The sequence below is a fragment of the Leucobacter sp. cx-42 genome (genome assembly GCF_014529985.1).
Taxonomy (GTDB): Bacteria; Actinomycetota; Actinomycetes; order Actinomycetales; family Microbacteriaceae; genus Leucobacter.
The window spans coordinates 75,897-101,788 of the sequence record NZ_JACVMU010000006.1; the positions used below are offsets into that span (position 1 = coordinate 75,897).

Below are 25,892 nucleotides of genomic sequence, written 5' to 3' on the forward strand. Positions count from 1 at the left end.
CCTTCCCTAGGATTGTTGTGTGGCTTCCCATCAGTTTGATCTCACGCGCATCGGCGCTGGCCTTGTCGTTGCTGAGGCGCGATCCGCCATCGAGGAAGCCGTGCGCACCGGCGCCGCAGTCATCACCGCGCCGCCTGGCACGGGCAAGACCACATTCATCCCGCCGCTGATCGCGAACCTGCTCAGCACATCGGGCGGCAACGGCGGCACCGTGTTGCTCTCGCAGCCGCGCAGGGTCGCCGTTCGCGCAGCCGCACGGCGCATCGCATCCTTGGATGGCGGATCAGTCGGCGACGCCGTCGGATTCACCGTACGCGGCGAACGACGCGTGAGCGACGACACCGCAATCGAGGTACTGACCCCTGGCGTGCTCCTCAGGAAGCTCCTTGCTGATCCAGAGCTGACTGGTGTCGGTGCCGTAATCCTCGATGAGGTCCACGAGCGCTCCCTCGACGGCGATCTCCTATTCGCGCTCGTCGCAGAGGCTCGCGCGCTTCGCGACGACCTCGTCGTCATCGCGATGTCGGCCACCCTCGACGCGGCTCAGTTCGCTGAGCTGTTGGGATCCGCGCCCACGGTCGAAATCCCATCGGTCTTGCACCCGCTCACGCACAGCTACGCCCCCTACGCCGCGGGTCGCCTCGACGATCGCGGCGTCACGCGCGGCTACCTCGAACACCTCGCGCAGGTGGCCGTCACGGAGCAGCGCGCCCTCGGCTGCGATGCGCTCGTGTTCGTTCCAGGCGCGCGCGAGGTCGACGAGACCGTGCGGCTCATCGCGGAGCGGGTTGCTGCGGGGCGCGGATCGGTGACTGTCGACGTCCTCCCGTTGCACGGTCGTTTGGCATCGGCGGATCAGGACCGCGCGGTCCGCGGGCGCTCGGCCGGCGAACCCCCGCGGATCGTCGTCAGCACCTCACTCGCGGAAAGCTCCTTGACCGTGCCCGGCGTACACCTCGTCATCGATTCCGGACTCTCCCGCGAGGTGCGCCGCGATCGTGCTCGCAGCATGAGCGGACTCGTGACTGTCAGCGCCTCGCGCGCGAGTGCCGAGCAGCGCGCGGGTCGTGCCGCCCGCCTCGGGCCAGGCCACGCGGTGCGTGTGTACAGCGAGGCCGACTTCGCACGTATGCCAGCTGCGGCTGCCCCCGAGATCGCTTCGGCTGATCTCCTCGACGCGGCCCTCCTCCTCGCAGTTTGGGGTACCCCCGGTGGGCGCGGACTTGCGTTGCCCACTGCTCCCCCGGCAACATCGATGGTCGAGGCTGAGTCGCTGCTCCTCGCGCTCTCGCTTGTCTCAGCGGACGGCAGGCCAACCCTGCTCGGTACACGTGTTGCGCAGTTGCCGGTCGGCGTGCGCGAGGCACGCGCCCTGCTTTCTGGCACGCAATATTTCGGTGATACGCACGGCGTAGCCGAAATCGTTGCCGCAATCTCTGACGATCACCGAGAACCGTCAGCGGATCTTGGCAAGCTCCTCACCGAGCTCCGGTCGGGACGTGCGCCCGGAGCCCAGCGTTGGAAGCGTGAGGTACAACGTTTGGAGCGGATCGCCCGCGAGGACGCTGCTTCGGCACGACCTTCGTCTGGAATCCCAGACGCGGGCGAAGTCCTCGCGCTCTCCCGACCAGAGTGGATCGCACACCGCACCGGCGATCACGCACGCACGTACTTGCTCGCGAGCGGAACCCGAGCTGCGCTTCCCGAGGGCAGCGGCCTCCTCACCGCCGAATGGATTGCCGTGCGCGAAGTGCAGCGTGCCGAGGGTCGTATCGCAGACGGCACTGGCGCAGTCATTCGCATGGCGGGTGCGCTCACTGCCGAGGCCGCGCTCGAAATTGGCGCTGGGCTGTTGTCGCGTGGCCGATCCGCGCGCATTGTTGACGGCAAAGTGCAGGTGCGCGAGGAGCGCAAGCTCGGCGCGATTATGCTGAGTGCGCAGCCGGTTGCGGCTCGTGCCGACGACACCGCAGCTGCCTTCGTTGCGCACATTCGCGAATCAGGCCTCGGCGTGCTCGGTTGGAGCGACGATGCGCTGCAGCTCCGTGGGCGTCTCGCGCTGCTGCACCGTGAATTTGGGGCACCGTGGCCCGCGGTCGATGATGCGGCGTTGCTCACCGGCCTCGAGGACTGGCTTGGGCCTGATCTCGCCTCAGTCCGCCCGTCGGCTGCGCTCGACAAGATTTCGCTCACTGCTGCCCTGCGACGGCTGCTTCCTTGGCCGGCAGCGGCCCGCTTCGATGAGTTCGCCCCCGAGCGGCTTGCGGTCCCCTCTGGTTCGCATGTGCGCATCGAGTATGCGCTTCCTGATGCGAGCAATCAATCGCCTGTGGTGGCCGTGAAGCTCCAAGAACTGTTTGGTTATGCAGAGACGCCTCGCCTCGTAGAAGGCCGTGTGCCGATACTGTTCCACTTGTTGTCACCGGCTCGGCGTCCGCTTGCTGTGACGGATGACCTTGCATCGTTCTGGAACGGCCCCTATCAGGAGGTTCGTAAGGAAATGCGCGGCAAATACCCGCGGCATCCTTGGCCTGAGGACCCTTGGACGGCCGTCGCCACTGCCCGCACCAAGCGTGCGCAGGCCCGCCTCGACGGCTAGCTCGCAGCACTTTCGCACATCGCTCCCTCGAAACGCACCCGTTCTCTCGAGAAGGGGTGTTTCTTGCGCCAGAACGGGCTCATCTCGGCAGAAACGGTCTGTTTCGCGAGGCTGAGCCCCCAAAGCAGAGTTCGCAAGCTCGCACCGAGCAAAAGACAAAAAAGCGGTGCCCCGGAACCGAAGTCCCGGGGCACCGCCAATACTTCACGAGTGAAGCGAACGCTACTTAGCGTGCAACCGAACCGTCGACGTAATCCTCGTCGGTGGTCTTCCACGAGAAGAGCTTGCGCAGCTCGCGACCGGTGGTCTCGATGGGGTGCTGCTCGCCCTTTGCGCGGAGCGACAGGAACTCGGGAGCGCCTGCATCCTGGTCGTTGATAAAGCGGGTTGCGAATGCGCCCGACTGGATGTCAGCGAGGACAGCCTTCATGTTTTCCTTGACCGAAGGATCGATCACGCGGGGGCCCGAAACGTAGTCGCCGTACTCAGCGGTGTCCGAAACCGACCAACGCTGCTTAGCGATGCCGCCCTCCCACATGAGGTCAACGATGAGCTTGAGCTCGTGAAGCACCTCGAAGTAAGCGATCTCGGGCTGGTAGCCAGCCTCGGTGAGGGTCTCGAAGCCGTACTGAACGAGCTGCGAAGCGCCACCGCAGAGGACTGCCTGCTCGCCGAAGAGATCGGTCTCGGTCTCCTCGGTGAAGGTGGTCTTGATGACGCCTGCGCGGGTGCCGCCGATTGCCTTAGCGTACGACTTTGCGGTCTCCCAAGCGGTGCCCGATGCGTCAACCTCGACTGCAATGATGTCGGGGATGCCACGGCCAGCTTCGTACTCGCGGCGCACGGTGTGGCCGGGAGCCTTGGGAGCTACGAGGATAACGTCGACGCCCTCGGGAGCCTCAATGTAGCCGAAACGGATGTTGAAGCCGTGTGCGAATGCAAGGGTCTTGCCAGCGGTGAGGTGCTGCTTGACCTGATCGTTGTAGATCGAACGCTGGTGCTGGTCCGGTGCGAGGATCATGATGAGATCTGCCCACTCCGAAGCCTCGTCAACCGAGAGAACCTTGAAGCCAGCCTCTTCAGCCTTGGCGATCGACTTCGAGCCAGCCTTGAGCGCGATGACGACCTCAACGCCCGAATCGCGAAGGTTCATTGCGTGTGCGTGACCCTGCGAGCCGTAGCCGACAACAGCTACCTTCTTGCCCTGGATGATCGACAGGTCTGCGTCTTTGTCGTAGTACATTTCAGCCACGAGTGGCCTCCTTATATTCGTATGGAATGTGAAAAATTAGCTTTTGAACACGCGTTCGGTGATCGACTTTGAGCCGCGGCCCATCGCAATGAGGCCCGACTGCGCGATCTCCTTGATGCCGAACGGCTCGAGGACGCGGAGGAAGGCTTCGATCTTGCCACTGTCGCCAGTGACCTCGATCGTCAGCGCGTCGGGCACAACGTCTACGACGCGTGCGCGGAAGAGCGACACTGACTCGAGCACGTGCGAGCGTGTCTGGTTATCAGCACGCACCTTCACGAGCACATGCTCGCGCTGCACAGAGTTCGATTCTTCGAGTTCAACGATCTTAATGACGTTGACAAGCTTGTTGAGCTGCTTGGTGACCTGTTCGAGGAGCACCTCATCTTCGTCGACAACGACGGTGATGCGGGAAAGCCCCTGCACCTCGGTCGGGCCAACGGCGAGCGACTCAATGTTAAAACCGCGGCGGGCGAAGAGACCCGCAACGCGGGTGAGCAGGCCTGGCTTATCTTCGACGAGCAGGCTCAGAACGTGACGTGCCATGGCTTACTCTCCTTCCCATTCCGGGCTGTGATCAAGTGCGTACTGGATGTCGCTGTTCGACGTACCCTGGCGGACCATCGGCCACACCATTGCGTCAGCGCTCACCACGAAGTCAATAACAACGGGACGATCGTTGGTCTCAAGCGCGAGCTTGATTGCAGCGTCGATCTCTTCTTCACGCTCAACGCGGATCGCGAGACAACCGTAGGCTTCACCGAGCTTGACGAAGTCAGGCACGCGAACCGAACCGTGACCGGTGTTGAGCTCGGTGTTCGAGTAGCGACCGTTGTAAATCAGGGTCTGCCACTGGCGCACCATGCCGAGCGACGAGTTGTTGATGACCGCAACCTTGATGGGAATGTTGTTCACGACACAGGTCGCGAGTTCCTGGTTGGTCATCTGGAAGCAGCCGTCGCCGTCGATTGCCCAAACGTGACGGTCAGGTTCGGCAACCTTTGCGCCCATTGCTGCGGGTACCGAGTAGCCCATGGTGCCTGCGCCGCCCGAGTTCAGCCAAGCGCCGGGGCGCTCGTACTTGATGAACTGTGCAGCCCACATCTGGTGCTGACCAACACCAGCGGCGTAGATGCCCTCGGGGCCCGTGAGCTCGCCAATGCGCTGGATGATGTGCTGCGGCGACAGCAGGCCGTCGCTCGTCGGCTGGTAGCCGAGCGGGAAGCGCTCGCGGAGCATGTTGAGGCGCTCCCACCATGCGCTCTGATCCGCGAATTCACGGGTCAGCTTGGCGGTCGAGACCGCAGCAATCAGATCCGCAATGACCTCGGCAGCATCGCCCACGATGGGGACGTCAGCGGCGCGGATCTTGCCAATCTCAGCGGGGTCGATGTCTGCGTGGATCACCTTGGCATCGGGCGCGAAGAGCGCAGCCTTGCCGGTCACGCGATCGTCGAAACGCGCGCCGAGGGTGATGAGCAGGTCGGATTCCTGCAACGCGAGCACCGCGGGAACGGTGCCGTGCATACCGGGCATGCCCAGGTGCTGCTCGTGCGAATCAGGGAATACGCCGCGCGCCATCAGGGTCGTGACAACTGGCGCGCCAACGAGCTCTGCGAGCTGCAGGAGCTCCTCCGAAGCGCCGGCACGGTTCACACCGCCACCAACGTAGAACACGGGACGCTCTGCCGCAGCGATGAGGTCGGCAGCTGCCTGAACCTGCTTGCTGTTTGCCTTCGTGATGGGACGGTAGCCGAGCAGGTCGACGCGGGGATCCCAGACGAAATCGAGCTCGCCCTCCTGTGCGTCCTTCGTGATGTCCACGAGAACGGGACCGGGGCGACCGGTCGTTGCGAGGTGGTGTGCCGCAGCGATCGCGCCGGGAACGTCCTCAGGCTTCTTGACCAGGATCGAATGCTTCGTGATCGGCATCGTGACGCCGACGATGTCAGCTTCCTGGAACGCATCGGTGCCCATGAGGTGCGAGAACACCTGACCGGTGATCGCGAGCAGCGGGACCGAATCCATGTATGCGTCAGCGATCGCGGTCACCAGGTTGGTTGCACCAGGGCCCGAAGTCGCGATGCAGACGCCGACCTTGTTGGTTGCAGCCGCGTAGCCCTCTGCAGCGTGACCAGCACCCTGCTCATGGCGTACGAGGATGTGACGAAGGTCGTTGCCATCCATGAGCGTGTCGTACAACGGCAGTACAGCGCCGCCGGGCAGGCCGAACACATCGGTGACCCCGAGGGACTCCAGGCTGCGAACGACCGCCTGAGCACCGGTCATACGCTCGCCGCGCTGGCCGTGCTTGAGTTCTTCACTCGATTCCAATGACATTACGTGTCTTTCGTGAGTAGTGGATTGATCTGTTTCGCGTGAGGCACACACTGCGGGGACCGAGCGTGAGAACGAGACCTGCGTCTGCGTAAGCAAGTAGTGCCGCTGTGGGAAGCGCGGCTAGTGCAGTCGCTGTTACGTTCGTCGATCCGAACGACACCATCTTGGGATTGCCAATGCTCACGGCGGGAAGCCGGAGCTGATGAGAGTCGCGCGCGATGCGGGCGCAATGGCGCCATAGCGATAAGGAAGCGAGCCCAACTGTCCTGTCGGGCTACAAGCTCTGCGGGATCTACCAGCACGTCGAGCGTATGCGGCGCGATATTGACCCGATTCAGGTCGACATCGCCGATCCAGAAACGCGAAACTGTGCTCAGCGCCTCTGATTCCAAATGTTCAAGCCCCGGTTCGGTTGTGCCAACCGTGGCCTGTCCACTTGTCAATAGTAATGCATTCACGTGAGCGCGCGAACGCGCTCGCGTGTCGTCGCGCACACGCGACCCAATGCACCCCATTGCCATGTCTCCCAGCATAGGGGCAAGCCATATGCCGACACGCGTTCATGACGAAGATCACCGAAGATGAGGCGGGAACGCACAAAGGAGCGAATCGGAAGGGTCCGATCCGCTCCTTTTGCTACAACCAGCTACTGCCAGCCTCGCTCATCGCTTGTCGCTACAGCGCGTAATTACTTGCCGATAGCGGGGAGGAATACGAAGGGAATCATCCAGCCGATGAGCTCTGCAACGAGGCCGCCAGCGAAGATCGAGAGCTGCGTCATCAGCGGAAGCTCTGCGTTAAAGCCCGCACCGAACAGGTAGAAGCCGCCGAATACGAACACGCAAGAAAGCAGGAAGCCGATAACGGTGATCGCGCTCGTTGCACCCTGCGAGCTCTCTTCAAACAGCTGCTCGTTCTTTGCCATGACTGCCCTCCATAGGAACTGATTTCACACTGGAGCCCGCGGCTCCATGAAGTCTTTTCGCGCGCACCAAATGTTCGCGTGAACCAAACCAAGCGTACCCCACGTCGGCGCGGTAGTGTGATCACACCCGCCAGCGCGTGCCCCGACCCAGAATTTTGAGTCAGTGCACCACCCGGGTCACCCACATGATGGGCAAGGTTGCGGCATCGATCGCAACCTCACCCACCAGCCACTTCAGTAGCGGAGGAACCTCAATGGCTTCGATCGGCAAGTACGTCACCAACCCCGGCGTCATCGGCGCGGCAGCCGGCGCATTCACCACCGTGCGTCGCACCCAAAGCATGCGCAAGGACTGGCGTATTGCTCTCGTCTGGGGTGTGTGGGCCGCAGGACTCGCTCTCGCAATCGCCAGCGTCGCCATGCAAGATGAGGACGCCGACTTCGAAGCATTCGGCGAGTAATTTCACCCACTGCAGCTTCGTCACCAGGCGTTTCCTGGCGCGGATCACGCACAGCCAACCAGACGACACGCACGGGCCGCTGACCTGATTTTGTGCGGCTCAGCAAAGCCGTGTTAATGTATTCATCGTTGCCAAGCACGGCAATGGGCGCCTCTAGCTCAATTGGTTAGAGCATCTGACTCTTAATCAGAGGGTTCGGGGTTCGATTCCCCGGGGGCGTACGAGCAGGGCGAGATCTTCACGATCTCGCCCTTTTTGTTGTACTTGGGGCCCGTGGTGGGCGCCGCGCCCTTCAGCATTTCCCGCACATATACGATCTGCCTTCGATATGGCCTTTGGTGCGAGATTCCGCATATCTCCGGCCGATTACATATCTACGGAGAATCGTTGAAATCACGCGCGACACTTCGAAAGCCACCGCCGATTTTGCGTGACTCGAATCGACCGTGTTAGAGTATTCCTCGTTGCCAAATACGGGAACATGCGCCTCTAGCTCAATTGGTTAGAGCATCTGACTCTTAATCAGAGGGTTCGGGGTTCGATTCCCCGGGGGCGCACAAGCAGGGCGAGATCTTCACGATCTCGCCCTTTTTGTTTGCTGCGGCATACCGGCTGAGAGCAGTTGCGCACCAGACCACCTCACCAAACTTGGAATCAGCCTTGAAGCTGACCAGATTGATGCACGAATGTCGCGGAGCATGCCATGCTCAAACCATGAAGTGCCCCAATGATGGCTCCACACTGGTGATGTCCGAGCGTCGAAACGTCGAGATTGACTACTGCCCTGAGTGCCGCGGCATCTGGCTTGACCGCGGAGAGCTCGACAAGATCATCTCCCAGGTAGAGGCCGCAAGCGCTTCTGCCCAGCTCGCTACCCCCGCACAGGCGCCGCAGCAGCCGCAGCCTCAGCCGCAGTCGTACCAGCAGCGCCAGCCAAACTACGACGACCGCGGGTACACGAAGCCACGCAAGAAGCAGAGTCCCTTCGAACTCCTCGGTGACATCTTCGGTTAATTCCTCACTAACCTTCGGTGAACCGAAGCCACCCAGCACAGGAGTCCCGTCTGCGGAAACACATCGTTTCCTACGCATGACGGGACTCTTTTGCTTGCAAACTGGGGCGTCGCAGGCCGCAGAGTACGCGGCACGTATTCACGCCCCAAGCAATCAATAACTCTGGCGCGGTAGGCTTCGACCATGACCGCCTACTCCGAAGATCTCGTATTCGCGCTTGAGCTCGCCGACCTCGCTGATGCGATCTCGCACGAGCGTTTCCAGGCCGCTGACCTCACGATCGAAACCAAGCCGGACCGTACGTTCGTCACCGACGCAGACAAGGCAGTCGAAGACGCGATCCGCGCCCGCATTGAGGCAGAACGCCCTGAGGACAGCTTCTTCGGCGAAGAGTCTGGCCGTACCGAGCGTGGTTCACGCCGTTGGGTGATCGACCCGATTGATGGCACCTCGAACTTCTTGCGCGGCGTTCCCAACTGGGCAACGCTCATCTCCCTCGAGGTTGACGGTGTTCCCACGGTTGGCGTCGTTTCGGCACCTGCCTTTGGCCAGCGGTGGTGGGCTGAGACCGGTGGCGGCGCTTGGGGCTGGCGTCGTGGCGAAGAGCCGCGTCGTCTGCAGGTCTCCGGCGTTGAAGGTATCGAGAACGCGTCGCTCAGTTTTCAGAGCATCGAACAGTGGGATCTTGCCGGCTACCTCGATCCGCTGATCGCGCTCACCCGTGCCGTGTGGCGCGACCGTGCGTACGGCGACATGTGGTCGTACATGATGCTCGCAGAGGGCCTCGTCGACGTTGTCGCCGAGTTTGATGTCAAGCCATACGATCTCTCCGCGCTCGTGCCAATCGTGCGCGAGGCTGGCGGCACGTTTACCGATATCACGGGCGCTGATTCCGCGTGGAACGGCAGTTCTCTCGCTACCAATGGCAAGGTGCATGACGCAGTGCTCGACGTTGTGACCCGCGCGAAGGCGGCACAGGCATGAGCCGCACGCCGCAGGCCATCGCTCCCGCGCCGCGTACCGTGATCGCAGCCGCGCTGCTCGACGTGATCCTGGTCTTGATTTTCGCCGCGCTCGGGCGCAGCAGCCACTCACGTGATGCCACCGCGCTCGGCCTCCTCGAGACCGCTTGGCCGTTCCTCGCTGGCCTCGCAATCATGTGGCTCATTGTCCGCGCATGGCGAGCGCCAGGTGAGGTGATTCGCACTGGCATTCCGGTCTGGTCAGGCACCGTGCTCTTTGGCATGCTGCTGCGCGCCCTTACCGGCGCAGGAACGGCGTTCGCCTTCGTGCTCGTCACGATTGGCGTCCTCGGCCTCTTCCTCGTGGGCTGGCGTCTCATCTCGTCGCTCATCCGTCGTCGCCGCGCATAACACGCATTCTGGTGCTTCCCAGTAGGGGCTGAAAGAATAGCGATATGCAGCAAACCTCACGCCTTCCGCACGTTGTGCGCGGGTCTGCTGCTGCATTCTGCGCGACCTTCGTCGCCTTGCTGTCACACGTATCCGCTGGCGGCGAGATGCCGGGTCTGCTCGGTGTGGTCGTGCCGCTCGCGCTGTCGCTGTTCGTGAGCGTATTGCTCGCTGGCAGACGGCTTTCGGTGACGCGACTGACGCTGTCGGTCATTGCCAGTCAGACGCTGTTCCACTCGTTGTTCGTGTTGGGCACCAAGCAAGCGGGAATGGTTGGCGGATCGGGACACCAGCACTTCGTCACCGCTGACGCCCTCCCCGCGCCGTTCCTGAGCGATACGACGGTCGCCCTGCTACACGGCGATGCGCTGATGTGGGCTTCACACGGGCTTGGCGCTGTTGCGACGGTCGTGTTCTTGACGCTCGGCGAACGCACCCTCGATGCCCTGCGGGTCCTCGCGCTCCGCACCGCTCAGTGGCTACGTCACGCGCTTGTTCCTGCGGTATGTCCGGTTCTGATCGCTGCCCCGATCCGCGCACCGCGCATCGCAACTGCGCGCTGGAGCGTCCTTGACGAGCTGCGTGCTTCCGCTCTGCACCGCCGTGGGCCACCTCGCGATACGGGGCTCCCAGCGTAAGACTGCGCTGTGCCCCGTTCCTCCAGCAACATCATTTTTCGCGCCCGCACGCTCGGGCGCATTCGGCCTGCCCTCGCGCGGCCGATGATTCGCAGGTTGAAAGGCGAAAACACATGAACAAGTTCCAGACTCGTACCGCTCGCGTATCCGTAGTGATTGGTGCAGCGCTGCTCGCACTGACCGGCTGCAGCAGCACCGGTACTGACGCAGGCTCGAACACGAAGCAGGAAGCAGCTGCGAAGACCCAGGCTGACGCAGTGAAGCTTCACGATTTCTGGCTCAAGGCGTCAGATAAGGGCATGACCGGCGCATTTGGCACGATTGAGAACACCTCGGGTGAAGAGCTGCAGATCGTTTCGGCGAAGTCCCCGCTGTCTGACGACGTCGAGCTGCACGAGACCGTCGCAGATGGCTCGGGCAACAACGTCATGCAGGAGGTGCAGGACGGCTACAAGATTCCCGCACACGGCAAGTTTGAGCTCGCACCCGGTGCCAACCACATCATGCTGATGGATCTCAAGCAGGCAGTCCCGGCCGGCGACGACGTTGAGTTCACACTCGTGTTCTCGGACGGCTCCGAGCACACCTTTAACGCAATGGTGAAGGACTACGCGGGCGCCAAGGAGAACTACCGCGACGAAGACGGCACCACCAGCCACGATGACATGGAGATGGATCACAGCTCGATGGAGCACTAAGTAGTCACCGCGGTGGGCGGATCGGCAATTCGATCCGCCCACCAGTGCGGTCTGACGATAAACCTGAAAGCATCCAAAGCTTTCATTGTTAGCATCGAACCCCCACGCGCTGAGCTCACCGTAGCCACGCGCATTCCACGGCAACATTTCACGGAGAAGGAGGACGCATTGTCGAAACGTGCACCGCACAAGCTCGTCACAGTGCTGCTCGCCTTCCTCCTGTTTACGCCAACGTTCTGGGTCATCGACATCCTGGAGAGTGTCTCGGCCGGCCCGAATGCCGGTGCCACGACACAAACGCTGCGGTTCGATGAGTCACGTACTGAAAAAGAGTCGCTCGAGAAGTCAGCAGCCACCCGTGTTGGCGAGCCAGACGACACTGACGCCGACGACGCCAACGCTGTCCGTTCTGACGATAAGGCCTTTTCCGGCCTCTGCGAGGACGATCTCGGCTTTATTGCTCCGCAGGCTGATACCGCCGTCGCGGCTTCCGGCATGGGCGCACAGGCACACTCGAACGACCACGGTCCCGTGCACTGGACCACGCCAGAGGTGCGTCTCCCCTCTCTCACGCCGGGCGAACGCGTGCAGCTCGGGCGCCTCCTCATGCCAGCGCAGCCCGTCGCTGAAGTTCCCACCACACCACCGTTGATCGCTGCCTGAGCACCGCGCACGCGCCGCCCGCGCGTTCGTGCGCCCGTTGCTCACACGACAGTCCCTGTCGCGCGGCCCCGCCGCAGCATCGAACGGAATTTTATGCACGCCCAGCGTCCCACGGAAACCCTTCACGTCTCTGACATCGACGAGGCTCTCACACGCCGCCAGCGCCGCCGGACTCGGCGGCGTCGGGTCACGATTACCATTGCGAGCGTCCTCACTGGCGCGCTCGTACTCACGGGTGCCGGAATCGCACTCGCGTATAAGAACTTCAACGACAACATCTCCCGCTCTGACTTCTCGCTCCCCCTCGTCGACGATGTGCTCGACGACTCTGGTGAGCAGAACATCTTGATCATGGGTATGGACTCTCGTCTCGATCAGAATGGCGACCCGCTTCCCGCGGAGGTCTACGATGCGATCCGCGCGGGCGACGAGAGTGACGGCGGATACAACGCAAACGTCCTCATGCTGTTGCACGTCCCAGAAGACCGTTCGAAGGCCGTCGGGATTTCTATCCCCCGCGATGACTACGTCGAGATCGTGGGCGCTCCCCTTGGCGTCGAGAATTCGAAGATCAAGGAGGCTTACGGCCTTGCGCTCCAGCAGCGCATGAATGATCTCTACGAGGAGGAGTCCGAGCTCAGCGAGGATGAGATCTACCAGGAGGCCCGTGCTGCTGGCCGCCAGGCACAGATTGAGACCGTCTCGCACTTCCTCGGCGACGTTCGTATTGATCACTTTGTTGAGATGACCATGGGTGGGTTCTACCACGTTGCCCAGGCAGTGCAGCCGCTCACGGTGTGCCTCAATGAGGCGACTGTCGACACCTACTCTGGCGCAGACTTTGCTGCAGGCGTGCAGGAGATCGACGCTGAGCAGGCGATGAGTTTCGTGCGTCAGCGCCGCGATACGAGCGAGGATGGCCCGTTCCTCACCGATCTTGACCGCTCGCGCCGCCAGCAGGCATTCATGATCTCGCTCGTTGACAAGATCAACACCCAGAGCACGTTCACCAGCCCGAAGAAGATCTCGGCGCTCATGGACGCCACGACAACCCATGTCGCGCTTGATACGAACTTCGACGTACTGAAGTTTGTGAAGATGGCCCGTGAGGTGTCGAAGACGGGCGTTGAGTTTGTCACGCTGCCGATCCTTGAGTTCGACATGATCGATGGCGCATACGTGAATACGGTGGATCAGGAAGAGATCCAGCAGATCGTCGCCGCCATCTTCGCCGGCACCTACTTCGATGGAAGCTACCTGGCTGACGCGTCAACCGATGCCGACGATGCGGATGCGACAACGACGGACGAGACAGCGGAAGACGCAGGCGCGCCAACTCCCGTCGATCCTCCGGCATCCCCCGCAGAGCAGAAAACCAACGAGACGGGTCTTCCGGTGTACGACAGTTGGGACGACCCGATCCGCGCCGGCGCCATTCCCTGCGTGAACTAAGCCGCGCTCAATGGCACCCACGCGTCAGCAGTGGATCTCGCTGCCCGCGGCCCAGCCTTCCCGGTTCGCACTCGTACCGGCGCAGGCTGGGCCGCTGCGCTCGCTCGCAATCGTCTTGGTGGTGGTTGTGCTGCTACTGGTCGGAACTGGCGTTGCTATGGTCCAATCGGCAGGCCAGGTGGTCGCGATCGCGAACGGCTCGAACCCCTGGTCCGGGGCGCTCCGGCAGGGCGGATACGCGCTCGTCGGCATTCTCTGCATGGTGCTGCTCAGTCAGGTCTCGACCCGCACCATGCGGAAGTTCGCCTGGTGGCTCCTCGGTATCGGTTTCCTCCTGCAGATCCTCGTCTACACCCCACTCGGTTACGAGGCGGGAGGCAATCGCAACTGGCTACAGCTCGGCCCGTTTTCGGCCCAACCAGCTGAGTTCATGAAGTTCGTGCTCCTCATCTGGGTCGCGACAGTCCTCACCGCGAAAGAACCGCTCCTGCGCCGCTGGCAGCACGTCTGGATCCCCGTCATCCCTGTCGTTGCACTCTCCATGTTCATCAACGTGATCGGTGGTGACCTCGGCACACTCATGATCCTCGGCGCTTTGATCTTCGGCTGCCTCATATTCGCGCAAATTCGGGCGCGGATCCTCGCGGGCATCGCCCTCCTCGGCGTCGCCGGCGTCGCGATCATGACCATCATCAAGCCGAACCGTGTCTACCGGTTGACCCATTTCTTCGAGGTTGACTGCCTCACGGACATCGAGCATGCCATGGATATGTGCTGGCAGTCACTCAACGGATTTTGGGCGCTCTCAGCTGGCGGTATGTTCGGTGCGGGATTCGGGAACTCGAAAGCTAAGTGGCAATGGCTCCCCGAAGCTGAGACGGACTTCATCTACGCGATCATCGGCGAGGAACTCGGACTCATTGGAACACTCGGAGTGCTCGCGCTGTACCTCGTGCTCGCGGTCGTGTGCATCGCGCTGATCAACCGGTTCACGACCCCCTTCGCGCGAATTCTCACCGGCGGCGCCGTCGTGTGGATCGCCACCCAGATGATCGTCAACATCGCCGTGGTGCTCGGCTATGCACCGGTACTCGGTGTGCCGTTGCCCTTCGTCTCTGCCGGGGGCACCTCGCTCATCTCGACGCTATTGTGCGTGGGCGCGGTACTTGCTTGCGTACGGGAGGAGGCCGCGTTAGTCGCGCTCAACGAGCGAGAGGACAGCGAGCACGGCGAGGTGGTCGCTCTCGCCGGCCAGGAAGGCTTCCCCGCCGCGCGACGCTAGGCCGCGTTCGAAGATGTGGTCGATCCGCGCCACAGGGAAAGATGCGGGCCAGGTGAAAGAAATTCCGGGCACTGCTTGCTTCGCCTCGACAAGGTGTGCGCGCACCGGCGCAAGCGCAGGGTCAGTCGTTGCCGCGTTGAAATCACCGAGCGCGACAACGCGGTCGGTCTCGTCTGCGGCGATCTCTTCACCGAGAGCGGCGAGCATCCCATCTCGGTCGGCCTGCTCGCCGGGGCGGAACGATGCCGCGTGGACCACGTATACGCTCACGAGACCTGCGTCGGTTTCGAGTTCGGCGTTGAGCGCGCGCTTCCAACCGAGGCCGAGCTCGAGCGGGTATGCATCGACGATCGGGACGGTGCTCCAGAGACCGACCGTACCAACCAGGTATGAGTACGGATGTGAGTCTTCGAGCGCGTCCACCGCGAGCGCGCGTGAATCTGCGTCGAGCTCGGTGAGGGCGATGACGTCGGCTCCGTGCTCGGCGAGGGTCCTCGCTGACACGTCGGCGGTGCCAGACCCTGCTTCGACATTCTGGCTCGCAAAGACCAGATCAGTCGCGGGGTCAATGTCTCCTGCGGCTTCGGGTATCCACGTTACCGCGGGCGACACAGCGAGTGCCCAGACCACAACAGGCGCAATCACGAGCCACCATTTCCGGCGGAGCGTGAAGGCAAAGATGACGAGCAGGGCGACCACAAAGCCGAGCCAGGGAAGGGCAACCGCGATTCCGGCGCCGATGAAGCCAGGCATACGACCAAGCAGCACGACCGCGATCAACAGCAGGCTGAACACCACGACAAATGCGCCGCCAACGCCGAGGCTTTTCCTGCGGCGCGCACGCTTCTCCCCGCTCGGGGCGCCCGGGGCGCTCTGCGGTGAGTAAAGCGATTGTGCCGACATTTGAGTCAGCCTAGTGGAGCGTGGCTATGAATCTTCCTGACAGCGCCACGGCCGTGCCGGATTTCAGGTTTCAGATTCTTTGTTCCGAAACCGTGCTGTCCAGCGCTTCTTTTCTTTTTTCTGCGCTATCCCGTCTCAACCGGCACAAGTCCAAGTGGATCCTGCATGCACTCGTTCAGCCCCGAACGCGGTTTCCCTTTGAGAAGCGGCACAGAGTCATTCGGCATATCAATCTCGTACTCGGCCTTCGTGTAATCCGGACTCACCAGCCCTTCCCTCAACAGGCACTCAAGCACGATGGTCGCGTTGTCAAGGTGTGCAGGGTTCGCTTTCATCCAGAAATAGAGCGTACCTATAGTTGAATCACCGGAACTCGCCGAACAGTCCTGAGCACGTTTCAGCTGATCTTCTCCATTGACGATGTCGGGACCACCTACGGTCATCTCACCCCGCGGGTAAAAGATGATTTCATCGAACCCGTTCGATTCAAGACAGCTGCGCAGCTTTTCACGCATTGCTGCAAACTCGGCTTCCGAAATCACCTCGTCTTGCAAGACCTCACGCTCGAAGTCAGTTCTTGATTCTTCGTATGCTCTTTGAAACTCTGCTGCCCAGGGTCCTGTGAACTCTGGGATGTCGATTCCTGGCGCCGTGCCAGGGTAATCTGTGTTTAAACCATTCGTCTCGCCGGCACAGCCGGTGCTCGCCAAAAGGAGCGTCGCACACAGCCAAAGCAGGCCTGAGACTTTGATCAAGTATCTGCATTCGCGACGCTGTGGCTTCATGACGCTCCGAACATTCAAATGAGCGACATCCCTTATCCGATGACGTTGGTCTTGCAGTCAGATTGTCGCGACCACTGGCCTTTGCCCGCTCGATTTCCAAAATAGGTCTGCTTTACGCCGCGAACCTCATTTTGGTTGAAATGACGTGCACTGGAGCAAGTCTTGTTGAATCCCTGGTTCTGCGTAGGCACAGCACCACATAGCGGCTCGGCATGCGCTGGTCGAACATCTACAGCGGTGTCAATTGCCACGACCCCAACGCTCAGAAGCGCTGCTGCGCCAAGAATGGAAATTGCTCGTAGCACCTTCATGTTTCCGCCTGGAGATAGAGATGACTCGACTTCTCCAAGGAGCCTAAGTTTCCTCGACTTATGCAGGTCAAGCAGTGACGAGGAGCGTGACGCGAACTGATCCATTTGGCAGCGAAAGCCCGCCACCGGGCCGCTCAACAGCGCAAACTGGGCATGGGCCCGGAGTTAACCCTTCAAGAAGCACCCTTTCTCCCGAGAACCATAGTTTCTACGCACTGAAAGGGGAGATCTCGACAGAAAGTGCCGCTTTCACGGGGTTGGCGCCAAATTCGCGGGGCCAACCGCAAACCACCTACCAAAACAAAAACCGCCGGCACCCAAGGTTTCCCAGGGGCACCGGCGGTTTCCGCGGTAAATCGTGCGTGATGCGAGTTCCAGTGGAGCCGCGGGGAATCGAACCCCGGTCCACTTCGACAATTCCATGTCTTCTACGAGCGTAGTTTGTGCAGACGTTCTACTCGGCCCCGTTCTTTGCCACAAACATCTAGAACGACAGGCCCAGCATCAGTGAAAGTCCCGGTTCGCCCTGACACTCAACGAACCAGCAAGCCCTCTAAATGACGCCAGGAAACCGGGGCGAAGGCATACCCGGCCTGACGGACTCGGTCTCGTGCTTAGGCAGCGAGAGCGAAGTCGGTGCGCTTAGCGTTTGCACCTGTGTTTTGCGAAGGGCGTTAACGAGATAACTCCGCGTCCTCGGCCCGCTTCCCACGGTCTTAAATCGACGTGTCGAAACCGATCGGCCCCGTATCGATCACACGCCAAGGGCGCGGATCTGAGGCACTCGCATCATGCACTGTTGAATTACCAAGTTCTGGGCCAGGCCCAGGTTTCGGGCCAAAGCCCCGCCGACCGATGCCGACTCCGAGCAATGCCCGGCATTACAGGATAGCAGCTCGAAGCTACTCCCCCATACGGTTTTTGTCGCGCATTGCGCGATCCGCCTCGCGCTTGTCCTGACGCTCACGGAGCGTCTGACGCTTGTCGTATTCCTTCTTACCCTTGGCAAGCGCAATCTCGACCTTTGCGCGCCCGTCCAAGAAGTACAGGCGGAGCGGAATGATCGTCATGCCACCCTCGCGGGTCTTCTGGTACAGCTTGTCGATCTGCTGACGGTGCAGCAGCAGCTTGCGCTTACGTCGCGGCGAATGGTTGGTCCACGAGCCGTTCAAGTACTCCGGGATATACGCGGTGTCGAGCCACGCTTCTCCCCGCTCGATGAACACGTAGCCGTCGACAAGCGACGCGCGTCCCATACGAAGCGACTTCACCTCGCTACCGGTGAGGACCATTCCGGCCTCATAGGTATCGATGATGTGATACTCGTGGCGCGCCTTCTTGTTCGAGGCGATGAGCTTCTCGCCAGTCTCCTTAGGCATGGATAAGACCTTATACCTTGAGATAGCGGGTGATTGCGATCTTTGCCGCAATCGCCGAAAGAATCACGCCTGCACCAATGAGAATTGGCGGCACAACGAGGGCCTGATCCATCGTGATGTAGCTCGTGAACGGCACCTCGGTAACGAGGAAGCCCTGCACGAAGAACTTCACAATGGCAAGCGAAGCTGCGCTCGCAAGGACCGCACCGATAAGCGATGCGATCACACCTTCAAGGATGAATGGCGTTTGAATGAAGCCGTTTGACGCGCCAACCAAGCGCATGATGCCAATCTCTCGCCGTCGCGAGTACGCCGAGAGGCGAATCGTGGTCGAAATCAGCAGCACCGCAGCGACAAGCATCAGGCCGGCGATGGCAATCGCGGAATAGCTCGCAACGCCGAGGAACAGGAAGATCCGATCGAGCAAGCTGCGCTGGTCAGAAACGCTCTGCACACCGGGAATGTCCGAGAACGCTTCCTGGATGATGTCCGACTTTGACGGATCAGTGAGGCGGATCCAGAAGGTCTGGTTCAGCTGATCTGGCGTCGTGATGTCGACGATCGGGTTGCCCTCGAACTGCTTCGTGAATTCTTCATAGGCCTGATCATGGTCGACGAAGAACGTCTCCTCGATGTGCGGCGCGAGAATCTCTGAGTCGAGCGCTGCCTGCACGGCGTCGATGGTTTCTTCGTTTGCGTCGGTACCATCACACGTCGAGCTCTGATCGAACGAGGTACAGAGGTAAACAGCCACCTGTGCACGGTCGTACCAGAAGGTCTTCATCTGGCTAATCTGAAGCTGCATGAGCACCGCGGCACCCACAAAGGTGAGCGACACGAACGTCACGAGCACGACAGAAATCGCGACAGAAAGATTTCGGCGGAGGCCACTCCAGACCTCGCCCATTACGAGTCTAAATCTCATCGAACCGGCCCCACATCTCGCTGATCATCTTCGTCGCGGAGACCGAGGTGCTCTGCGAGGTTTCCGGTTTCTGCCATCTGCACAGGATCAATGCTGTCACCCGGTTCCAGGAACGCCGGGATACGACGCTTCGGTGCGGGTGGCGCACCTGGCGACCCTGCACGGATCGTGTCATCAAGCGGATCGGACTCCGGCTGCGCCACAGGCTGCGCGGGAGGCACAACCGGGGCAACCGGTGCAGCGGGCGCCGACACAACCGGCTGCATTGCCAGATCGGTGTCAGCATCAGCATCGGTAAAGGGTGCGGGAGTGACTGGCGCGACAGCGTCCGCAGCCGACTCAGAAGCTGGGTCGAGCGTCGGTGCCGGCGTAGCCAGCGACTCAAGATCAAGGTCTGCATCGGGGCCAAGTGCGGCGCGGACGACCTCTTCGGGAGCGCGCAGTGCCTGCGCAGTCTCCGACGAGAGATCCGCGATCGGAATGGATGCGGTCTCACCGTAGCCGCCACCGACCTCATCGCGGACGAGTACGCCCTGCGAAAGCTCGATCACGCGCTGACGCATGATGTCCACGAAGGCAGCCTCATGGGTTGCCATCACCACCGTGGTGCCCGCAGCGTTAATTGCTTTGAGGAGCTGCATGATGCCAAGACTCGTTGCCGGGTCAAGGTTACCGGTCGGCTCATCAGCAAGCAGAATCGCAGGCTTGTTCACGATCGCACGCGCAATCGCAACGCGCTGCTGCTCACCACCGGAGAGCTCATGCGGGTAGCGCTTCGCCTTGCCTGACAGGCCAACCATTTCAAGGGTGTCGGGGACGGCTTCCTGAATGAAGCCGCGCGACTTTCCAATCACCTGAAGCGAGAAGGCTACGTTGTCGTAGACCGTCTTGTTCGCGAGGAGCTGGAAGTCCTGGAAGACCATGCCGAGGCCACGGCGGAAGTACGGAACCTTGCGCGAGGAAATTCGGCGCAGGTCCTGACCAGCGACATGGATAGAGCCTGAAGTTGGCTGGTCCTCACAGAGGATGAGTCGCAAACAGGACGATTTTCCAGAGCCCGATGCGCCCACAATGAACACGAATTCGCCGCGCCCGATATTGATACTCAAGTTATCGAGCGCGGGCTTCTGCGTTCCGCGGTACTTTTTGGTGACGTTCTCAAAGAGGATCATGACGTTCCTGACGATACGCGGAGCTTGCTGGGGGTGGGCTGAGGCGCGCTGTAACTCAGTCGTTTTTCGTCAGCGAGCGCCAACGAATACCAGCGGCGATGAAGCCGTCGAGGTCGCCATCGAAGACAGCATCAGGCTGCGACGATTCGTGGCCCGTGCGCAAGTCTTTCACGAGCTGCTGGCCGTAGAGGAAGTATGAGCGAATCTGATCGCCCCAGCTCGCGGTCACCGAACCGGCAAGCTCCTTCTTTTTCGCTGCTTCCTGTTCTTTCTGGAGCAGGAGCAGGCGAGTCTGCAGCAGACGCATTGCTGCTGCACGGTTTTGAATCTGTGACTTCTCGTTCTGCATCGAGATCACGATGCCGGTCGGAAGGTGGGTGATTCGCACAGCGGAGTCGGTCGTGTTGACCGACTGGCCACCAGGGCCCGACGAGCGGTAGACATCAACACGGATGTCAGTCTCGGGAATATCAACCTCGGTCGCTTCTTCAAGCAGCGGGATGACCTCGACGCCGGCGAAGCTCGTCTGGCGCTTATCTGCGGAGCCGAAGGGGCTGATGCGCGCGAGTCGGTGCGTGCCCGCCTCAACAGACAGCTTGCCGAACGCGTAGGGTGCGTCAACTTCGAACGTCGCAGACTTGATGCCAGCACCCTCAGCGTACGAGGTGTCAAGCACCTTGGTTGGGAAGTCGTGGTCCTCCGCCCAGCGCAGATACATGCGCAGGAGGATCTCCGCGAAGTCGGTTGCGTCGTCGCCACCCGCACCAGAGCGGATCGTGACAACCGCAGAGCGCTCGTCGTACTCGCCAGAGAGCATCGTCTGCACCTCAAGGTCCTGCAGCGCAGCTTCGAGCGCCGCCAGTTCCTTCATGGCTTCCTGCTCGGAATCGGCGTCTTCCATCTCGACCGCGAGCTGTGCAAGCACCTCAAGGTCGTCGATCCGCGCTTCGACGCCACGCAGTTTCTTCACGCGAGCCTGACGGTGTGAAAGACCACTCGTGATCTTCTGCGCTGCAGCGGGATCGTCCCACAGGCCGGGCGCGACGGCCTGCTCCTCGAGTTCTGCGATCTCACGATCGAGTTTCTCGAGGTTGGTGACCTCTGCGATGTCTGCATAGGTCGAGCGGATCGCGCGAACGCGTGCGTTGAAGTCAATGTCGAGCATGATTGTTCTAGCTTACCTGCAGCAACGCCCCCGCACTCCTCTGAAACCGAGGGGTACGGGGGCGTTGGCAGAGCGGGATCCGCCGAATTAGTCGTCGATGGGAACCTTGTTGAAGCCGGTCACCGGCTGGATCTCATCGAACGCCTGGACCTTGCGCTTGAATCCGCGCGTCAGCCACAGCAGGTAGATGAAGCCGATCGCAGCCCACGCCAGACCACCAATGAGTGCGTCAACGTGGAGATTTGCCCAGAGGATACCCGTCAGCAGCATGCCGATACCCGGCATCAGGACGAACTTGAAGAAGTCGCCAGGGGTCTTGTATCGCTTCTGGCGAATCGCGAACCACGCGATGACCGAAATGTTCACAAACGAGAACGCGATGAGCGCACCGAAGTTAATGAACGCGGCAATCATCTCAAGCGTGAACGCAATTGCGAGCATGCAGACCAGGCCGGTCAGGATGATGTTGAAGGTCGGGGTGCTGGTCTTGGGGTTGATGTAGCCGAAGACCTTCTTCGGGAGCACGTTGTTGCGGCCCATCACGAGGAGCATGCGCGAGACCGATGCGTGCGATGCGAGGCCAGACGCGAAGGTCGCTGCGAAGCCCGCTGCAGTAAGGACTGCCTGCAGGGTGCCGCCACCGACCTCCTTACCCATGAGCGGAAGGGTCGAGTCCTCGATGTACTGCATGTCGCCACCCGGCGCGAAGAGCTCCCATTCAGGGAATCGGAGCTGCGAGAAGTAGCCGGCGATGAGGAAGATTGCGCCACCGATGAGCACGGTGAGGAGAATTGCGCGCGGAACAATCTTCGGGCTCTTCGCTTCCTCGACGTACATGGTGACCGCGTCAAAGCCGATGAACGAGAAGCAGACAATGGTCGCGCCGGTCAGCACAGCACCCATCTGCACGCCGTCGTGGAAGAACGGATCCATCGAAGCAACAGTGCCGACGCCTTCGCCAGCTGCGAGCTGGCCCCAAACCATTGCAACGAAGACGGCCATGACCACGATCGAGAAGACGAGCAGGATCATATTGAGGTTCGAAGTACCGCGCATCGTGAAGTAGATGACACCGGTGGTGATGATGCAGTATCCGACGACCCAGATCCAGCCTGGGGTGCCTGGGAATACCGCCTCAAGATAACTACGAATGATCAGACAGTTTACCATCGGCAGCAGCATGTAGTCGATGAGCGCGGTCCAGCCGACCATGAAGCCGACATTCGGGTGGATCGATTCACGCACGTACGTGTACGCGGATCCGGCACTCGGAATTGCGCGAGACATCTTGCCGTAGCTTGAAGCCGTAAAGAGCATGACGACGAGCGCAACGAGGTACGCCATCGGCACGACGTTATTGGTGTCGCGTGCAACCATGCCGAACGTGTCAAACACCACCGTCGGCGTCATGTAACCAAGGCCGAGACCCACGATGGCCCAGAGGCCAAGGTTCCGCTTCAGGTTTGCTCGCTGCGTCACTGCAGGAGCCAGTCCTTTCGCCATTGTTCTCTCCTTTAAGAACGTGTGCGACATACGTCGCTCAAAATGGGAACAGAGTTACCCTACTCCCAAAAATGAACAGGGCTGGCCGCATCCGATGGATACGCCAGCCCTGCCGAAGATTATTCAGCGACCCGCCGAGTGGATCATGCCATTCTTGCGAGTTTCTTCTTCTTGTTAATGCCAACCAGCTGCACGATGACTACGAGGAGCAGCGCGCCAAGGAAGACAATCGATGCGAGAACGTTCGCCTGTGCGGGAACGCCCTTCAACGCCGAAATGTAAATGAACTTCGGGAACGTGGTTGCTGTTCCTGAGTTGAAGTTCGTAATGATGAAGTCATCAAAGGAGAGCGCGAAGGAGAGCAGCGCCGCACCGATGATGCCTGGGAGCAGCATGGGGAAGGTGATCCGCCAAAATACCTGCATGGGCGAGCCATACAGATCGCGGCCGGCTTCCTCGAGCGCGGGATCAAGGCTCGCTACTCGAGCCTTGACCGCCACCACCACGTACGAGATGCAGAACATCGTGTGCGCGAGGATGATCGTGCCAATGCCCTTCTGCACGCCAGCGAGCAGGAACTGCGCTGCAAGGCCCGCACCAAGGACCACCTCAGGGGTAGCCATCGGGGTGAAGAGCAAGAGGCTGACGGTCGAGCGTCCCTTGAAGTGGTAACGCACAAGCGCAATAGCAATCAGCGTGCCGAGAATGGTCGCAATGACCGTCGCGACGACACCAATAAGAATGCTGTTGCCGAACGCGGTACACACCTGCGGTGCGCCACACGGGTTCTGCCAGTTCTTCAGCGTGAAGCCACGCCACAGAATGTTGTTACGACCAGCGTCGTTGAACGAGAACACAATGACGTGCACGATCGGAACAAGCAAGTAGACCAGCGTAATGGTCGCAATGACCGGCACGAACGCCTTGCCAAGACTGAAGTTTTTCACAGCAGATCCTCCGCCCCGCTCTTACGCACGTAGGTGGCAACAAAGATGAGAATGATCACCATCAGAATGATCGAAAGCGTTGCCGCCATCGGGTAGTTCTGCGTCTGCAGGAAGTTCGACTCGATGACGTTACCGACCATCGTCGTCGAGGTTCCACCGAGGAACTCACGCGATGCATTGACGTAGTCACCAGACATCGGGATGAAGCTCAGCAGCGTACCCGAAACGATGCCTGGCATCGACAGCGGCAGCGTCACCTTGCGGAATGTCGTCGCCGGCGACGCGTAGAGGTCAGAACCTGCCTCGAGCAGTCGCAGGTCAAGCGCCTGCAACGACGAGAACATCGGCAGCACCATAAACGGAATGAAGTTGTAGACGAGACCGAAAATCACTGAGAAGTGAGTTCCGATGAGATCGCTCGGGAGAATCGACTTCCACGCGAGGGTACGCAGCAGGAAGCTAATGAAGAACGGCGCCACTACGAGAATGAGCAGCACGCCCTGGAGCATCGGCTTCGAACGCACCTTCACACCGATGAGGTATGCCAGCGGGTAGCTGATGATGAGACCGATGATCGTTGCAACGATTGCGTACACGAACGACCGCAGCAGCTGCGGCCAGTATTCCTGGAGCGCAGCCCAGTAGTTCGAGAACTGCAGCGCAGCGACGTACTGACCGATGCCACCGCTGTCGGCAGGAGCCTGCAGTGATGTGATCGCCAGTTGGATAAACGGCGCGACAAAGAAGAGCAGCATGTATGCAATGCCCGGTGCGAGGAGGATCAGGGCGATCCAGCCACGCTTCTGCGGGGATTGCTCTACTGCCTTTGTCTCGCCTGAGAACGCGGTAAAGGCCATGGTGACGAGCTCCTACTCAGCGAGTGCTGCCTGCGTCGCGATTGCTCGCGTCGAGAACTCTGTGGTGAGGGCGCCGGTATCCAGGCGGTCGTCGAGCAGACCAAAGGTGTGCTCTACGAGCCAGCTCAGCCACACGGTGTCTCCGAGCGACGCTGCGGGACCTGCCTCGACGTTCTGCGCGAAGACCTGCACCGACCCGAAGACCGAAGACTCGACCGTGTACTGCGTACTCACGCCAATGAATGAGACATCGGTGATCACGCCAGGGCCGAGCACGTTGGTCGCCGCGTCGTGACTCGACGGCTGCTCGCGGTGCAAACGAAGCTTTTCTGGACGAACGCCAACGGTGATGTCCCCAGCATCGCGTTGGCTACGGCTACGAGGCACCGAGATACGACTGCCAGCGAGATCCGTGTGAATCACGGTGTCAGTGGCGCCAGCGACCTTCACGCTGAACAGGTTTGACTGACCGAGGAAGTTCGCAACGAATACCGTCTTGGGGAGCTCGTAAAGTTCCTCAGGGGCACCCATCTGTTCGATGCGGCCCTTGTTCATAACGGCGACGGTGTCAGCCATCGTCATCGCTTCTTCCTGGTCATGCGTCACGTGGAGGAAGGTGAGGCCGACCTCCTGCTGAATCGCCTTCAGCTCCTGCTGCATCTGGCGACGCAGCTTGAGGTCGAGCGCGCCGAGCGGCTCGTCAAGAAGGAGCAGTGCGGGGCGGTTCACCACGGCGCGTGCGAGTGCAACGCGCTGTTGCTGGCCGCCCGACAGCTGTGCCGGCTTGCGATCCTTCACGTGGTCAAGCTCCACCAGGCGCAGGGCGTCCTGCGCCTTCGCGAGCGGATCGCCAATCTTGCGTCGACGCAAACCGAACGCGACGTTCTCAAGGATCGTCATGTGCGGGAACAGTGCGTACGACTGGAATACGGTGTTGACGGGACGCTTGAACGGCTTCAGGTCGGTGACGTCTTTGCCACCGAGCAGAATCCGGCCTTCCGTCGGGTCCTCGAGACCAGCAACCAGTCGGAGCGTCGTCGTCTTGCCACAGCCGGAGGGGCCGAGCAGCGCGAAGAACGATCCGGCCGGAATGGTCAGGTCGAGGTTTTCAATCGCGGTGAATCCGGGGAAACGCTTCTGGATCCCGACAAGCTCGAGATCCGCGCCCTTTTCCGCGAAAGTATTGATGTTAGCCATTATGTATGCAGC

At 60.9% G+C, this 25,892-nt stretch carries 24 protein-coding genes, 2 tRNA genes and 1 other RNA gene; 12 read left to right on the forward strand and 15 right to left on the reverse strand.

Going from position 1 to position 25,892, the window contains the following annotated elements; translation table 11 throughout:
* Nucleotides 1-19: 19 nt before the first annotated feature.
* Entirely contained in the window at nucleotides 20-2,599 is a 2,580-nt protein-coding gene (hrpB, locus tag ICM05_RS06335; protein ID WP_188023747.1) for an ATP-dependent helicase HrpB, read from the forward strand.
* Nucleotides 2,600-2,825: 226 nt separating this feature from the next.
* Here the strand turns inward: hrpB and ilvC are convergent, their stop codons facing one another.
* The 4 genes from ilvC to ICM05_RS06355 all read right to left on the reverse strand — a co-directional run bounded on the left by ilvC (nucleotide 2,826) and on the right by ICM05_RS06355 (nucleotide 7,116).
* On the reverse strand, nucleotides 2,826-3,842 hold the full coding sequence (gene ilvC / locus ICM05_RS06340; protein WP_223160368.1) for a ketol-acid reductoisomerase: 1,017 nt from the start codon (nucleotides 3,840-3,842) through the stop codon (nucleotides 2,826-2,828).
* Between the two features lie 45 nt (nucleotides 3,843-3,887).
* Nucleotides 3,888-4,397, reverse strand: coding sequence for an acetolactate synthase small subunit (gene ilvN, locus ICM05_RS06345; protein ID WP_188023749.1), 510 nt, complete (start codon nucleotides 4,395-4,397; stop codon nucleotides 3,888-3,890).
* Nucleotides 4,398-4,400: 3 nt separating this feature from the next.
* The gene (locus ICM05_RS06350; RefSeq protein ID WP_188023750.1) at nucleotides 4,401-6,287 is read right to left on the reverse strand and encodes an acetolactate synthase large subunit; all 1,887 of its coding nucleotides are present in this window, start codon (nucleotides 6,285-6,287) and stop codon (nucleotides 4,401-4,403) included.
* Between the two features lie 592 nt (nucleotides 6,288-6,879).
* Nucleotides 6,880-7,116, reverse strand: a complete 237-nt coding sequence (locus tag ICM05_RS06355) for a hypothetical protein (protein ID WP_188023751.1) — start codon at nucleotides 7,114-7,116, stop codon at nucleotides 6,880-6,882.
* Between the two features lie 254 nt (nucleotides 7,117-7,370).
* On the opposite strand from ICM05_RS06355, the gene ICM05_RS06360 reads away from it, so the two are divergent.
* The 11 genes from ICM05_RS06360 (at nucleotide 7,371) to ICM05_RS06410 (ending at nucleotide 14,736) form a co-directional block, all read left to right on the forward strand.
* Nucleotides 7,371-7,577: a hypothetical protein gene (locus ICM05_RS06360; protein ID WP_188023752.1), complete on the forward strand. Its 207-nt coding sequence runs from the start codon at nucleotides 7,371-7,373 to the stop codon at nucleotides 7,575-7,577.
* A gap of 147 nt (nucleotides 7,578-7,724) precedes the next feature.
* Nucleotides 7,725-7,798, forward strand: a tRNA-Lys gene (locus ICM05_RS06365).
* 262 nt (nucleotides 7,799-8,060) lie between these two features.
* A tRNA-Lys gene (locus tag ICM05_RS06370) sits at nucleotides 8,061-8,134 on the forward strand.
* Nucleotides 8,135-8,291: 157 nt separating this feature from the next.
* Entirely contained in the window at nucleotides 8,292-8,591 is a 300-nt protein-coding gene (locus ICM05_RS06375; RefSeq protein WP_188023753.1) for a zf-TFIIB domain-containing protein, read from the forward strand.
* 183 nt (nucleotides 8,592-8,774) lie between these two features.
* Nucleotides 8,775-9,575 (forward strand): inositol monophosphatase family protein, encoded by an 801-nt coding sequence (locus ICM05_RS06380; RefSeq protein ID WP_188023754.1) that lies wholly within the window; start codon nucleotides 8,775-8,777, stop codon nucleotides 9,573-9,575.
* Nucleotides 9,572-9,964 carry a DUF3054 domain-containing protein gene (locus ICM05_RS06385; protein ID WP_188023755.1) on the forward strand — a complete coding sequence of 131 codons (393 nt, stop codon included), beginning with the start codon at nucleotides 9,572-9,574 and terminating at the stop codon, nucleotides 9,962-9,964. Before ICM05_RS06380 ends, ICM05_RS06385 begins: the two co-directional genes overlap by 4 nt.
* A 44-nt stretch (nucleotides 9,965-10,008) precedes the next feature.
* Nucleotides 10,009-10,641, forward strand: coding sequence for a hypothetical protein (locus ICM05_RS06390; RefSeq protein ID WP_188023756.1), 633 nt, complete (start codon nucleotides 10,009-10,011; stop codon nucleotides 10,639-10,641).
* Nucleotides 10,642-10,754: 113 nt separating this feature from the next.
* Entirely contained in the window at nucleotides 10,755-11,339 is a 585-nt protein-coding gene (locus tag ICM05_RS06395; RefSeq protein ID WP_188023757.1) for a copper chaperone PCu(A)C, read from the forward strand.
* A gap of 168 nt (nucleotides 11,340-11,507) precedes the next feature.
* Nucleotides 11,508-12,002, forward strand: a complete 495-nt coding sequence (locus ICM05_RS06400) for a hypothetical protein (protein ID WP_188023758.1) — start codon at nucleotides 11,508-11,510, stop codon at nucleotides 12,000-12,002.
* Between the two features lie 93 nt (nucleotides 12,003-12,095).
* A complete protein-coding gene (locus ICM05_RS06405; protein ID WP_188023759.1) occupies nucleotides 12,096-13,454 on the forward strand; it encodes an LCP family protein in 1,359 nt (452 codons plus the stop codon).
* Between the two features lie 10 nt (nucleotides 13,455-13,464).
* Complete coding sequence (locus ICM05_RS06410) at nucleotides 13,465-14,736, forward strand: putative peptidoglycan glycosyltransferase FtsW (RefSeq protein ID WP_188023760.1); 1,272 nt, start codon at nucleotides 13,465-13,467, stop codon at nucleotides 14,734-14,736.
* On the opposite strand, the gene ICM05_RS06415 is transcribed toward ICM05_RS06410, so the two are convergent.
* The 11 genes from ICM05_RS06415 to ICM05_RS06465 form a co-directional block, all read right to left on the reverse strand.
* On the reverse strand, nucleotides 14,647-15,639 hold the full coding sequence (locus tag ICM05_RS06415; protein ID WP_188023761.1) for an endonuclease/exonuclease/phosphatase family protein: 993 nt from the start codon (nucleotides 15,637-15,639) through the stop codon (nucleotides 14,647-14,649). The genes ICM05_RS06410 and ICM05_RS06415 overlap by 90 nt on opposite strands.
* A gap of 125 nt (nucleotides 15,640-15,764) precedes the next feature.
* Nucleotides 15,765-16,424: a hypothetical protein gene (locus tag ICM05_RS06420; RefSeq protein WP_188023762.1), complete on the reverse strand. Its 660-nt coding sequence runs from the start codon at nucleotides 16,422-16,424 to the stop codon at nucleotides 15,765-15,767.
* Between the two features lie 686 nt (nucleotides 16,425-17,110).
* Nucleotides 17,111-17,482: a transfer-messenger RNA gene (gene ssrA / locus ICM05_RS06425) on the reverse strand.
* Between the two features lie 155 nt (nucleotides 17,483-17,637).
* Nucleotides 17,638-18,114 carry an SsrA-binding protein SmpB gene (gene smpB / locus ICM05_RS06430; protein WP_188023763.1) on the reverse strand — a complete coding sequence of 159 codons (477 nt, stop codon included), beginning with the start codon at nucleotides 18,112-18,114 and terminating at the stop codon, nucleotides 17,638-17,640.
* Between the two features lie 10 nt (nucleotides 18,115-18,124).
* Complete coding sequence (gene ftsX / locus ICM05_RS06435) at nucleotides 18,125-19,039, reverse strand: permease-like cell division protein FtsX (protein ID WP_188023764.1); 915 nt, start codon at nucleotides 19,037-19,039, stop codon at nucleotides 18,125-18,127.
* Complete coding sequence (gene ftsE / locus ICM05_RS06440) at nucleotides 19,036-20,211, reverse strand: cell division ATP-binding protein FtsE (protein ID WP_188023765.1); 1,176 nt, start codon at nucleotides 20,209-20,211, stop codon at nucleotides 19,036-19,038. Before ftsE ends, ftsX begins: the two co-directional genes overlap by 4 nt.
* Before the next feature lie 55 nt (nucleotides 20,212-20,266).
* On the reverse strand, nucleotides 20,267-21,376 hold the full coding sequence (prfB, locus tag ICM05_RS06445; protein ID WP_188023766.1) for a peptide chain release factor 2: 1,110 nt from the start codon (nucleotides 21,374-21,376) through the stop codon (nucleotides 20,267-20,269).
* 87 nt (nucleotides 21,377-21,463) lie between these two features.
* Nucleotides 21,464-22,879, reverse strand: a complete 1,416-nt coding sequence (locus tag ICM05_RS06450; RefSeq protein ID WP_188023767.1) for an APC family permease — start codon at nucleotides 22,877-22,879, stop codon at nucleotides 21,464-21,466.
* Nucleotides 22,880-23,022: 143 nt separating this feature from the next.
* The gene (locus ICM05_RS06455; protein WP_188023768.1) at nucleotides 23,023-23,826 is read right to left on the reverse strand and encodes an ABC transporter permease; all 804 of its coding nucleotides are present in this window, start codon (nucleotides 23,824-23,826) and stop codon (nucleotides 23,023-23,025) included.
* Nucleotides 23,823-24,683, reverse strand: coding sequence for an ABC transporter permease (locus ICM05_RS06460; RefSeq protein ID WP_188023769.1), 861 nt, complete (start codon nucleotides 24,681-24,683; stop codon nucleotides 23,823-23,825). The genes ICM05_RS06455 and ICM05_RS06460 overlap by 4 nt, the downstream gene beginning before the upstream one ends.
* 12 nt (nucleotides 24,684-24,695) lie before the next feature.
* Nucleotides 24,696-25,880, reverse strand: coding sequence for an ABC transporter ATP-binding protein (locus ICM05_RS06465; RefSeq protein WP_188023770.1), 1,185 nt, complete (start codon nucleotides 25,878-25,880; stop codon nucleotides 24,696-24,698).
* Between the last annotated feature and the right edge of the window lie 12 nt (nucleotides 25,881-25,892).

Coding starts and splice junctions, on each gene's coding strand:
- ilvC (WP_223160368.1), bottom strand. CDS start 3,842: ATGTACTACGACAAAGACGCAGACCTGTCGATCATCCAGGGCAAGAAG.
- ilvN (WP_188023749.1), bottom strand. CDS start 4,397: ATGGCACGTCACGTTCTGAGCCTGCTCGTCGAAGATAAGCCAGGCCTG.
- ICM05_RS06355 (WP_188023751.1), bottom strand. CDS start 7,116: ATGGCAAAGAACGAGCAGCTGTTTGAAGAGAGCTCGCAGGGTGCAACG.
- ICM05_RS06360 (WP_188023752.1), top strand. CDS start 7,371: ATGGCTTCGATCGGCAAGTACGTCACCAACCCCGGCGTCATCGGCGCG.
- ICM05_RS06375 (WP_188023753.1), top strand. CDS start 8,292: ATGAAGTGCCCCAATGATGGCTCCACACTGGTGATGTCCGAGCGTCGA.
- ICM05_RS06380 (WP_188023754.1), top strand. CDS start 8,775: ATGACCGCCTACTCCGAAGATCTCGTATTCGCGCTTGAGCTCGCCGAC.
- ICM05_RS06385 (WP_188023755.1), top strand. CDS start 9,572: ATGAGCCGCACGCCGCAGGCCATCGCTCCCGCGCCGCGTACCGTGATC.
- ICM05_RS06390 (WP_188023756.1), top strand. CDS start 10,009: ATGCAGCAAACCTCACGCCTTCCGCACGTTGTGCGCGGGTCTGCTGCT.
- ICM05_RS06395 (WP_188023757.1), top strand. CDS start 10,755: ATGAACAAGTTCCAGACTCGTACCGCTCGCGTATCCGTAGTGATTGGT.
- ICM05_RS06405 (WP_188023759.1), top strand. CDS start 12,096: ATGCACGCCCAGCGTCCCACGGAAACCCTTCACGTCTCTGACATCGAC.
- ICM05_RS06410 (WP_188023760.1), top strand. CDS start 13,465: ATGGCACCCACGCGTCAGCAGTGGATCTCGCTGCCCGCGGCCCAGCCT.
- ICM05_RS06415 (WP_188023761.1), bottom strand. CDS start 15,639: ATGTCGGCACAATCGCTTTACTCACCGCAGAGCGCCCCGGGCGCCCCG.
- ICM05_RS06420 (WP_188023762.1), bottom strand. CDS start 16,424: ATGAAGCCACAGCGTCGCGAATGCAGATACTTGATCAAAGTCTCAGGC.
- smpB (WP_188023763.1), bottom strand. CDS start 18,114: ATGCCTAAGGAGACTGGCGAGAAGCTCATCGCCTCGAACAAGAAGGCG.
- ftsX (WP_188023764.1), bottom strand. CDS start 19,039: ATGAGATTTAGACTCGTAATGGGCGAGGTCTGGAGTGGCCTCCGCCGA.
- ftsE (WP_188023765.1), bottom strand. CDS start 20,211: ATGATCCTCTTTGAGAACGTCACCAAAAAGTACCGCGGAACGCAGAAG.
- prfB (WP_188023766.1), bottom strand. CDS start 21,376: ATGCTCGACATTGACTTCAACGCACGCGTTCGCGCGATCCGCTCGACC.
- ICM05_RS06450 (WP_188023767.1), bottom strand. CDS start 22,879: ATGGCGAAAGGACTGGCTCCTGCAGTGACGCAGCGAGCAAACCTGAAG.
- ICM05_RS06460 (WP_188023769.1), bottom strand. CDS start 24,683: ATGGCCTTTACCGCGTTCTCAGGCGAGACAAAGGCAGTAGAGCAATCC.
- ICM05_RS06465 (WP_188023770.1), bottom strand. CDS start 25,880: ATGGCTAACATCAATACTTTCGCGGAAAAGGGCGCGGATCTCGAGCTT.